Origin of the sequence: uncultured Nostoc sp., from assembly GCF_937863485.1 — a bacterium.
Classification (GTDB): Bacteria; Cyanobacteriota; Cyanobacteriia; order Cyanobacteriales; family Nostocaceae; genus Nostoc.
Genome location: NZ_CALMFY010000095.1, coordinates 1 through 10,112, shown reverse-complemented (window position 1 = coordinate 10,112; position 10,112 = coordinate 1). Strand labels below are relative to the sequence as shown.

Sequence of the window (10,112 nt, the reverse complement as noted above, 5' to 3'; positions counted from 1 at the left end):
TACCTTAATGGATTATTGTCGGTTTGAGGTACTTCAAAAACTGAGATGCTCCCCTCGAGATCAAACTCTTGAAGAATTTAAAAAAAGTATAGATAAATATCTCTTTTTTTCTGTAGATAATCAAGAATTAGTCGGGAATTTGCGGCAGCAGTTTGCAGAGAAGTTATCCTTATGGAAGGAAAATCATAATCAAGAAATTATCACTAAAGAATTGTTTCTAAGAACCTGTAATCGAGTGATTGATTGTTTGACAACAGAAAATGGTAAAGAACCTTCGTCATTATTTATATTATTGGTTACTCCAGGCCACTCTCTAACATTGGTGATTTTACTACTAAAGACTATTTTGATTTCTAAAAATTCCCGCAGGCATTTAGAACTTAGGATTGCTCATCTGATTCGTTATTACGAAAAATATCCTGAAGATGAATGCAAGTGGATAATCAATTTTATCGAGATTTTTAATATTACGTTTGCAATTTATGCAGAAAACGTAGAATACAACTTGATTAAGATGAAAGAAGAAGGTCAAAGTAGTAATCTCCAGTTGAATCTGGATGATTATCGTGTATTTTCACAGATGAAGGTAGATAGACAAAAATGAGTGTCGCCTGATTCATGATTTAGCAAGGCGTTCGTCTAACCAAGCCAAAGCAGCACCGGCAGTTTCAGCTAGAATACTAATGAGGCGATATAAAGCGATCGCACTAAATACTAAGGCGGCTGGAAAGTGGTGTCGTAAAAGTTCATATGCAGTCGCTTCAAACACACCTAACCCACCAGGCGCCCCCGGAATGATAAACCCTAACAACCAAGCGCAACTAAAAGCCCCTAACAACAAAGGAATTTGATTCACATTCAATGAATCCAGGGCGAACATAGTTAATATAAACCCAGTTCCACGTAGTCCCATAAAGCCCAATTCTCCTAATAAAGGTCGTAAAGGGTAGTTTTTAAGACTGAAGGGAACAGTTGTCTCAGTGGTGACAGCAGACTTTTTTGCTTTTAATCTGTATAAAAAGCGAATAATTGGGTTTAAAAACCAAGGATGAATCGCACAAAGGACTACAGCTAAACTCACCAATTGTAATATTTGCAGAACAAGGGTAGTATTAGCTGCTGCAAATTGGCTACTGCATAAGACAATGATGATTAAAGCAGCCGCTAGCATCAGTAGCGGTTCCAGCAAAACGCTTAAGGTAGCTGCACCAGCAGAAATATTGGCATTTTTTGCTGCCATAATTCGCCCGTAGTGATGCCAGATATTACCTGGCAAATATTTAGCTATGTTCGTTTTTAGGTAAACTTGGATGAATTGGGGAGATGATACAGGTTGATTTAACTCTTGCAGAATCCAAGTCCAGATCCAGCCTGCCCAAGTATGTGCCAGTAAAGTGACGCCTGTAGCGATCGCCATAATTGCCCATCCTACCCCATCAATGCGGATAGCAGTCACTTCAATCCAATTATCCTTCAAAGCTTTGCTTAAAAAAAACAGCGTTCCGCCCAAAATTATCCAGCGTAAAAATTGCTTCATGAATTTAGTAATTTAACAGTTAGAGCAACAAGGGCTGAATACCTCAACTATTACAGTACATCAGCTACCTATCCAAAGCTTTTGAAGGATTAAACAGGTTGATGTAGTTTTTTTTCCGAAAAGTATATTAATTTATTTTATATCTCTCTAGAGTTAGATAAAAATATTCTATTATTACTAATTAAAATGTGGCCTGCGCTAGAGGTAAAGTTAATTTTATTATTCATATCCTTGATAGAGGTTATCGAAAGTGAGCAAATCAAGACAAGCACAATTTGCTGACCAATCCAATGGTTGAGTAAACTATTAGCTGATTAATATTTTGGTAAGGAGGATTACATGAACACTGTGAGAGTATTCTTGAAAAAAATAAGATTGCGCCAGATATTAACTATCTTTTTCGCTGGACTATTGTTAATAGTTAGCACTGCTTGTAGTGGGGCAAATGCTCAAGGTGCAAATCCACAAAATCCCGCTGTGCAAGCTGGCGGAGCAAACAATCCTTATAAGAATGGTGGAGACAAGTATACCAACAACCAAATGTCTACCGATCCGAAAATAACAAACCCAAAAGCCAATCAGGGACGTGACGAAGCTAGCTTACAACCAAGTTCACAATTGTTGATTGCTACAAATAGAGAATCCGAAATACTTTATCCTGGTGGTGAGACACCAGCGGGTAGAGTCCAGAAAGAAGCAGAACTGCCAATCATCACAGATAAAGACTTCCAACAACCTGAACCAGGTGGTTTGATTCAGAATGAATCAAATGTAGGAGAACGGGTTAAAGATCGTCTTGAGACTGTAAAAGAGGCTGTTGGAGAAGCTTCCGGCTTTTTGAAAAACAAGGCAGATGAAGCGGCTGCAAGACCTGAATTACAAAAAAATCCAGCAGTAGGTAGATAAAACCCTTATTTTGTCTTAATGCTTGGGATGCAAAATTAATTCCAAATGCTATCTTGGTTGAAGTTTAACTTAGTCACAAAATGCAAGGAGTTAGAAGTATGAAAAAAGCAATGAATTGGCTGAAAAACATTCGTCCCTTGAAAGTTTTAACTGTTTTTTTAGCAGGAATGTTCTTATTTTTGACACAAGCTTGTGGTGATCCAGGAACAGCAACACAGCCACCAAAGCTTGACGCTCAATCACCTTATTCCAAGCGATATGATCCCACAAAAGATTATCCTCTCTCTTCACCCGCTGGTGGGATAAATAACTTTAGTGATGTAGATCCTAGAGCGACAGATGAAAAGGCAGCGAATGACAGAGGGGATGCGATGGCAAAAAATGCTCAAAGGAATGTTGAGCAGAAAGGAATTGACAGCCCAGAGCAATATGGCGAAAATTACAAACAAGGGACATCCCTTGGTGGAAGAGTGAAGAACCTGGGTGAAGATATCGGCAGTTCAGCTGAAGAAGTTCGGAAAGGTCTTGTTAAGGGAACTCAGCGAGGAATTGAAAATATTAAGGGTAATACCCAGAATGCTGCTGATGACGTGACAAAAAATGTTCAGCGTAGGGCTGAGGATGCAGGCAACGCAGTGAAGAGAACAGTTAAAGACGTTGATTGAAATTAGTTATTCAATCTCCTGCAAAAATATGAACGCGCCCACAGACTAAAGTCTGGAGCTACCCAAGCAAAGCCTGCCTACGCAGGCTTTGCTTGGTTTTTAGAGCAAAGACGTTTCCTGTCTTCTGCAAAGAAGTTAAAGCAAAGCTTTATCCCATCTGGATTTTGAAGATGAGGCTTCCGACCTAGTAGACTGTAGCGTTAGTTTGCCTACCTTTAACAAGGGATTTTGTCCCAAGTCTTGTTCATTGAGATGGTAGCTGGATTTATGCCGTGCTGTAGTATACCCTGCGCGAAGGTTGGGATTAGATCGTTATTTCCTGAAAATCCAGCATTTAATAGAGTTTTGAGCATAAATAAACTTGACATTATCAAGATAAAATTGATAATATTAATGACCTTGATTTTTATGTTATACTAAATAAACACTGCAATTGTTGAGCAAGGAAAATATAGCAATATATTTTTCCTTTAGCTAAACAAATTCTTGGGCGAGGTTGGTATTAATTGAAAATTCAAGCGTTGGATGTCAAGGCTGGCGATCGCATTATTGCTTACTGCAACAACAAAATGCAAACCTGCAAGGTAAAACGCATATTAGATCCCGGTGAAGCTAATATCACACTATCAGTATTCACTTCTGAGAATTATCGCGGCTGCTCAGTTTCATCTATAGTTCGCTTTCGGAGCAACGCCTTAGTTGATTTGGTAAGTTAAAAAATCAAGAAAACATTCAATCTCAAAAATATTTTTAGCTCTTGTCCAGCCTCAAATTGGATATTATTCTTATTAAAGGTACAATGCCTGCGGCGGCCTACGCCTACGCATATAGAAATTCCTTAATTGTGGCTGGATGATTTTTCGGAAAAGTGCCCTCACACTATAGTAGTGTAGGCGAAAGTTTTTGAAGAAACTAAATAGTATGCTCATGCGCCATCAATAAATGCAAGAGCTAGGCACAAAGTAACTAAAATTGTGCTTAGTTTATAATAGTCTGTCAATTTGAAATTGATGGTTAAGCAACTTCCTAGTAAGGACTTTAGTCATTATTTTCTAATCGCTAAAGTCCTTACTACGAACCCTAAAAGCTAGCTTGACAAAGTATTAGAGAATATATAAAATTTCTGAGAGGAAAAATTGAAAGTGTGATGGCGCAAAGCGATTAGAGTAAGCGCATATCAAATGCTGTTGACAAGCGGGTTTAGAGAGATGATCATGTTTTCAGAAGCAAACAGCGAGAATAGTCAGCATATATTAGATTCTTTTGAGTCCTTGTATCGAGCCTAATTGAGATGTTCTTACTCTGACAAAGCGATCGCCTACGGCGATGTCCAACGACAAGCCACTTTGGGTCTACGCTTTACTACGATCACCCTCCAATTGATGGCTTTTTTTAGTTCTTTTTCACATCACGAGCCATGTTGAGGAAGTAGTCGTCAAGTTTGGCATTAGGACGACGGGGGGTAGTGGTAGGAATTTTAGCAGTGTTATCCCGATTCGTTTCAATTGGCTCTTTTGCAGAAGCTTGCTTTATGCCTTGCACCTGATCAGATTCCAAAAAATAATCAGATTTAGTAAATCCGAACAGCTTGGTAAAAAAACCGAATAAATTTCCGACGAAATTGGAAACACTTTGGAATAAAACACCAAACAAGCCTTGAAGACGAAGGAACAAGTTCCGAACAATTTGAGTTAAACGAAACATAACAGTACCCTCTATGATTGCCTATTATCATTGTGACTTAATTTGAATAGGAGGAATGGGTGCTATGTCAAAAATCTACCAGGCATAGGCGTAGCCCAAAGTAGTACAACACGGCGTAAATAGAGCAACCATTTAAAAACCCTAAAAAGCCCATTCCGTAATACTTTTGAATGAGTGACTTCCGCCTTGCGGTACTAGTACACTGTGGCCTCAGTTTGCCTACCTACCTTGAACAAGGGGCTTAAGCCAAGGGGAACACATCTAAATTATCTTGACAAAATGCTAACCATGTAGTGTCTTTAGAGCAACAGATAATAAACGTGTTGATTTCTGGAAACCACTATTCGCAACTTGCCTGCTAGTCGAGCCTGATTTTTATCATTATTTTTATAAGGGTTAACTTTGCTCAAGTTTTAGAGAGCAACGAGAATTTATTACAGGTTACATTTGAAACATTTATATTTGGCACTACTAACTCTATAACTGCGTCAACTATCTTGCAGCTAAATTACTGTATCAGTTTTCCTGGTGCAGCAATTTAACGTTGATATGGAATGAAATATAACCAATTAACCTCATTTAGTAAGCAGCAGTAATGACAACTCAGTTTTGGGAAAAAAGCACAGAAATTAATGCTACTCTAACTAGCTTACTAGTTAACCCTGTGCGTAGAGGCTTACTTCGACATAAGAGTAAGCTACACAAAGCGTCTGGTAGAGTTGCAACTTGTCGCCAAACATCGCCTTTCATTAGTCAAGGTTGGTGGCTTTTAAGGAAGCGTCTGCTGCCATTATTATGTCTGATATCGTTCGTTGCGGTATTGCTACTCAACAGCTTTGCCCCTGCTGTTGCCCAACTACCCCCTCAACCTCGTCAGGAAATTCGGGGGGTGTGGCTGAGTGGTAACGATTTTAACATTTTCCGAAATCGCTCAAAGGTGCAAGCAGCTATGAGCCAACTGCGGCAGTTAAATTTTAACACTGTTTATCCCGTAGTCTGGAACGATGGTTATACACAATACCCCAGTGCCATCATGCAAAAAATGGGTATCCCCTTCTTCTTCAAGGGAACAGATGGACAAGATGTGATTGCAGACATTATCAGCCAAGCCCGCAGAGAAGGGCTACTAGCAATACCCTGGTTTGAATTTGGTTTTATGGTTCCCCTAAGTTCGGAACTCGCATCCCAGCATCCAGATTGGCTGACACAAAAGCCGGATGGGACTCAAACTTCAATTAGTGCTGCGGGTGAAGTAGCGTGGTTGAATCCATTTCACCCGGAAGTGCAAAAGTTTTTCACCGAACTCGTGATGGAAGTCATTACTCAATACGATGCTGATGGCATTCAATTTGACGATAATACGAGTTTACCTGTGGATTTTGGTTACGATAAGTACACAATTAGTCTATATACTCAAGAAACTGGCAAGCCTCCTCCACCTAATCCCCAAGCCCAAGCATGGATAAAATGGCGGGCAGATAAAATCACGGCATTCATGGTAGACCTCCAGCAAACCGTGAAAGCGCGAAAACCGAATGCTATCTTCTCAGTTGCTCCTAATTATTATGATTTCGCCTACAAGCTGCAACTACAAGACTGGCTCAACTGGGTACGGTTGGGTATTGTCGATGAGTTAGTCATGCAGGTGTACCGTAATGATTTGGAAAGTTTTATCGCTCAAATTAGCCGCCCAGAAATTTTAGAAACAAAACAAGTCATCCCAACTGGTATCGGTATTATGGCGGGGTTACGAAATCGTCCAGTTTCCATATCACAAATTCAATCCCAGGTAGAAGCAGTGCAACAACGCGGTTTAGGTATCGGCTTTTTTTACTACGAAAGCCTTTGGGATATCGCATCTGAACCAGTAGCACAACGCCAGTCAGCATTTGCGGCTCTTTTCCCAAACCCAGCGTTGCGCGACATCTCTCAAAATACACCCCGCAAGCCAACTTTTGATACCATATCCCTACCTTTATATCCAAAACCTTCCCTCGGTCAACGTGTTCGCGGCTATTTTCTGGAAATGGCGATCGCAGGTGGTCAGCCAAAGCGTATCTTATTAGATACAGGTTCAGCAGGGCTGCGAGTTCCCAAAGAGTTTTTAGGTAATGCTCCAATCCGCAGAACGGGACAAAATATCAAGGAGGTATTAAGTGATGGTACTATCCTGGAGGGTGAATTAGTTTATACTAATGTCCGATTTGGTTTGCTTCCCACCGCAGAACCTGTTCCGGTACAGATTGTTACTGGTCGCCAATGTACTGCCCAAAAGCCTAATTGTTCAGCAAAGAGTAATGTGCCATTTTCTGGTATTATCGGTGTCAACTATTTTGAAAAGTCACTTCCCTATAATCCGTTGAGAAAATTACCAGGCAATCTGAGTAACGGATTTATTGTGATTGGAAATGGTGGTAGTAACAACAATGGCAGTTTAATTCTCGGTTTGACTGCTAATAATCAAGCAGGTTTCAAAATGGCTGCTTGGAGTAAACAAAGCGAAATTAATGGTGTACCCGGTAACAGATGGGACTCTCAACTGAGCAAAGTTTGTTTAACTATTGCTGGGAGTTCTGCTAAAAATCTTTGTAATGGCAAAATGATTACTGATACTGGAACTATTAATGGTTGGACTGAATTCAAGTCAGCTTCCACAGTAGGTAAACTCAAACCAGGAGTATTAGGTTCAGGAAATTCTCTGAAGCTAGCAATGAATGGCATTTTTGATTACAGCCTCACACCAGGAACCCGCGACGGATTTAATCGCTGGAATTTGAGTATCTCGCCACAGGCAGAACTTGCTACATTTGTAAATAGTGGCATTGCATTTTTTGATAAATACGATGTCCTCTTTGACCAAGTTAATGGAAGACAGGGTTTTCGCAGTCGGTAGTAAGAGGAATTAGCAAAATACAGATAGAGCGATCGCACCTTAGCACTTATTTACGAGTAACCCAGCTACTTGAAAACTTTGTCTATATCTGCTAAGGCAAATTATTTGGATCGATACCTTGAGATTGTAAATAGGCAATTAGCCGTTCTTTTTGCTGACGTTCCTGCTTGGCGCGTTGACGTTCCTGTTCAATTTCTTCTACTGCCCAAGGTAACAAATTACCTGCCTCATCCCACCAGCGCAACCAGTAACCAGTTCGTGCTTCTTTTGTTCCTTGCCAAGTTCCCAGAAATAAGCTCATTGAAGCAATCCAATGACGACCATTTTCATCAGGTTGCTTTAACTCGTAACGCCTGTTTTCGATTTGGTAAAATTCTAACAAACCACCATTTGGGTCAAAAATCACGTAAATTGGGACTTGAAGAATCTGCTCGTAAAAAAACCATTTTCCTGGTGGATAGATTCGCTTAAAAGAGTACTCTCCACCTTCAGTGTCAGATAGAAATTCCATCACCACCCCCGGAATATCACCCTCTAAATTAGGTGTGTAGCTTTTGCGCTCTCCTAAAACTTCATTCACCACTGGAACATAAACCCAGTCAGGTGCTTTCGCCACAAACTGGCCGTTTATCGTCGCACAAAGTCCAAAATTTGAGGCGATTAACATCTGGGGTTGGATGAAACCACTTATCTCAAGGCTTTCGCGCAAAGCACCAGCTAATAGTGGCTGACCTGTATTTTCCACGGGTTCATCCTCTAACGGAAAATCTGCCGGCAACGCTTCCCAAGATATTATCAGTTCTGTTGAAGATTTAACTTCACCAAGTTGGGTTGCCATAAACAGCCCCTTTTGTTGATTTGTCTTTATTTTATGGGCGATCGCTGTTATTTTACAACGCAATATCCTACTCACCGTTTGGGATGCGATCGCACAGCATTAAAACACAAAAAACCCCGGCGAAACTAGCCAAGGTTTGAGAGAGAAGTACGAATGACGATGAGATACAGCGATACCGAAATCGAAAAATCTTAACTAACGCTAAAACCAACCAAAACTAAGGTAGTGACAATTAAAGTCGCAAAAAGACCCTGTAAGACGTATTTACGTTGTTCCCAAATTGCCGGGTACTCAGCGTAGTGTATCTTGGGTTCAGCTGCGTAGTTATTGAGAATGTCGTCTTCGTTAGTGGTGGTGTACATAGTTTTTTCTCTTTTTTGTTTACTTATGTAACTAAATTTAACAATATTGTTACAAAAGGTTAATATAACTTGACAAAACAAGGCTGATAGGTAATATAAAATTGACTTATCAGGGATGGGGGATTTAGGCGAAGCTGCCCCAGCCGGGGAAAGCGAGATGTCTCTTGACTCACCGCTATGCCTTTACGCAATTTTTTAAATCGCAAAATCTAAATTCCAATTTGAAAAAAGAATGCGACACATAGACAAAACCCTCCGCTTATCCAGATATCACCCCCCTTAATCCCCCCTTTATAAGGGCAGGGCTGTTTCATTCCCTAAAAGATGTAAAATGACAAGCGTCGAGGGGATGAAAACAATGGGTACAAATCTGATTGAACAACTACGGCAAGTAAAAGATTTTCGAGTCAAAGATGGGCAAAGACATCAACTGTGGATGGGATTGCTGTTTGTGATTATGGGAACAATCAGCGGGTACGTAGGATATCGTGCATGGGGAGACAATGCACAAACGTCATCGTCGTGTATTAATTGAGAAATTCAGAATTGAAAAACATGGCGTGCCATCAACCTCGACAATCCGTCGGATACTAATAGGAGTAGACTTTGATATTCTTGGCAAAATATTTAATCAGTGGGCGCAAAACTACGTTCATGTGGATACATCTGAGTGGTTTGGAATTGATGGTAAAAGTATCAAAGGAACTGTACAAGACTACAAAAACGAGTATCAAAATTTCGTAAGCATCGCATCCGTATTTACTGAAAAAAGAGGGCTAGTCCTAAGTCTGAGCAAATTGGAGAACAAGCAAGGTAGTGAAATTAGCACAGTTAAAAATTTAATTGCGCTATTAGATATTCAGGGTGTTGTTTTCAGTTTAGATGCTCTACATTGCCAAAAAAAACCTGCAAGCTAATTATTGATAGTGGCAATGACTATGCGATCGCTCTCAAGGCAAATCAAAAAAACTTGTATTGCCAAATTAGAAAGAATACAGATAACTCCAAGCCAACAAGTCGGTAGATCACAGCCGAAAAAACTCGAAACAGATTTACAACACGTACTGTAGAAGTTTTTGATAATTTAACTGGCATCAGTCCAGAATCGGCTGGATTGAAGTCCTTAATTAAGGTTGAAAGAAACGGTACTCGTGCTGGTAAACCATATCACCAAGTTGCTTACTATATTAGTAGTCTAGTTCGTTCA

10 protein-coding genes and 1 pseudogene are annotated in these 10,112 nt (G+C 40.1%); 7 read left to right on the top strand and 4 right to left on the bottom strand.

All coding sequences use genetic code 11. The features are described from left to right. A pseudogene (locus Q0541_RS12530) lies at window positions 1-604 on the top strand (hypothetical protein); the annotation flags it as partial. 12 nt (window positions 605-616) lie between these two features. Here the strand turns inward: Q0541_RS12530 and Q0541_RS12525 are convergent. Beyond that, the gene (locus tag Q0541_RS12525; protein WP_298910592.1) at window positions 617-1,537 is read right to left on the bottom strand and encodes a lysylphosphatidylglycerol synthase domain-containing protein; all 921 of its coding nucleotides are present in this window, start codon (window positions 1,535-1,537) and stop codon (window positions 617-619) included. A gap of 339 nt (window positions 1,538-1,876) precedes the next feature. Between Q0541_RS12525 and Q0541_RS12520 the strand changes: the two genes are divergently transcribed. The 3 genes from Q0541_RS12520 to Q0541_RS12510 all read left to right on the top strand — a co-directional run bounded on the left by Q0541_RS12520 (window position 1,877) and on the right by Q0541_RS12510 (window position 3,824). After that, window positions 1,877-2,443 carry a DUF6658 family protein gene (locus Q0541_RS12520; protein ID WP_298910590.1) on the top strand — a complete coding sequence of 189 codons (567 nt, stop codon included), beginning with the start codon at window positions 1,877-1,879 and terminating at the stop codon, window positions 2,441-2,443. A 98-nt stretch (window positions 2,444-2,541) separates the two neighbouring features. Continuing rightward, entirely contained in the window at window positions 2,542-3,108 is a 567-nt protein-coding gene (locus tag Q0541_RS12515) for a hypothetical protein (protein ID WP_298910587.1), read from the top strand. A 506-nt stretch (window positions 3,109-3,614) separates the two neighbouring features. Continuing rightward, on the top strand, window positions 3,615-3,824 hold the full coding sequence (locus Q0541_RS12510; protein ID WP_273764590.1) for a hypothetical protein: 210 nt from the start codon (window positions 3,615-3,617) through the stop codon (window positions 3,822-3,824). A 676-nt stretch (window positions 3,825-4,500) separates the two neighbouring features. Here the strand turns inward: Q0541_RS12510 and Q0541_RS12505 are convergent. Next, the gene (locus tag Q0541_RS12505; protein ID WP_298910578.1) at window positions 4,501-4,812 is read right to left on the bottom strand and encodes a threonine dehydratase; all 312 of its coding nucleotides are present in this window, start codon (window positions 4,810-4,812) and stop codon (window positions 4,501-4,503) included. A gap of 595 nt (window positions 4,813-5,407) precedes the next feature. Here Q0541_RS12505 and Q0541_RS12500 point away from each other — a divergent pair. Then, window positions 5,408-7,705: a family 10 glycosylhydrolase gene (locus tag Q0541_RS12500; RefSeq protein WP_298910575.1), complete on the top strand. Its 2,298-nt coding sequence runs from the start codon at window positions 5,408-5,410 to the stop codon at window positions 7,703-7,705. A 91-nt stretch (window positions 7,706-7,796) separates the two neighbouring features. Here the strand turns inward: Q0541_RS12500 and Q0541_RS12495 are convergent, their stop codons facing one another. Then, window positions 7,797-8,543 (bottom strand): Uma2 family endonuclease, encoded by a 747-nt coding sequence (locus tag Q0541_RS12495; protein WP_298910572.1) that lies wholly within the window; start codon window positions 8,541-8,543, stop codon window positions 7,797-7,799. A gap of 191 nt (window positions 8,544-8,734) precedes the next feature. Beyond that, complete coding sequence (locus tag Q0541_RS12490; protein ID WP_298910570.1) at window positions 8,735-8,905, bottom strand: ssl1498 family light-harvesting-like protein; 171 nt, start codon at window positions 8,903-8,905, stop codon at window positions 8,735-8,737. A 331-nt stretch (window positions 8,906-9,236) separates the two neighbouring features. On the opposite strand from Q0541_RS12490, the gene Q0541_RS12485 reads away from it, so the two are divergent. Together Q0541_RS12485 and Q0541_RS12480 are read left to right on the top strand one after the other, a co-directional pair. Beyond that, the gene (locus Q0541_RS12485; protein ID WP_298910567.1) at window positions 9,237-9,440 is read left to right on the top strand and encodes a hypothetical protein; all 204 of its coding nucleotides are present in this window, start codon (window positions 9,237-9,239) and stop codon (window positions 9,438-9,440) included. Next, window positions 9,409-9,822 carry an ISAs1 family transposase gene (locus tag Q0541_RS12480; protein ID WP_298910564.1) on the top strand — a complete coding sequence of 138 codons (414 nt, stop codon included), beginning with the start codon at window positions 9,409-9,411 and terminating at the stop codon, window positions 9,820-9,822. The genes Q0541_RS12485 and Q0541_RS12480 overlap by 32 nt, the downstream gene beginning before the upstream one ends. Window positions 9,823-10,112: the final 290 nt, after the last annotated feature.

Excerpts from the sequence above, each read along its gene's own strand:
- Q0541_RS12525 (WP_298910592.1), bottom strand. The coding sequence starts at position 1,537 with ATGAAGCAATTTTTACGCTGGATAATTTTGGGCGGAACGCTGTTTTTT.
- Q0541_RS12520 (WP_298910590.1), top strand. The coding sequence starts at position 1,877 with ATGAACACTGTGAGAGTATTCTTGAAAAAAATAAGATTGCGCCAGATA.
- Q0541_RS12515 (WP_298910587.1), top strand. The coding sequence starts at position 2,542 with ATGAAAAAAGCAATGAATTGGCTGAAAAACATTCGTCCCTTGAAAGTT.
- Q0541_RS12505 (WP_298910578.1), bottom strand. The coding sequence starts at position 4,812 with ATGTTTCGTTTAACTCAAATTGTTCGGAACTTGTTCCTTCGTCTTCAA.
- Q0541_RS12500 (WP_298910575.1), top strand. The coding sequence starts at position 5,408 with ATGACAACTCAGTTTTGGGAAAAAAGCACAGAAATTAATGCTACTCTA.
- Q0541_RS12495 (WP_298910572.1), bottom strand. The coding sequence starts at position 8,543 with ATGGCAACCCAACTTGGTGAAGTTAAATCTTCAACAGAACTGATAATA.
- Q0541_RS12490 (WP_298910570.1), bottom strand. The coding sequence starts at position 8,905 with ATGTACACCACCACTAACGAAGACGACATTCTCAATAACTACGCAGCT.
- Q0541_RS12485 (WP_298910567.1), top strand. The coding sequence starts at position 9,237 with ATGACAAGCGTCGAGGGGATGAAAACAATGGGTACAAATCTGATTGAA.
- Q0541_RS12480 (WP_298910564.1), top strand. The coding sequence starts at position 9,409 with ATGCACAAACGTCATCGTCGTGTATTAATTGAGAAATTCAGAATTGAA.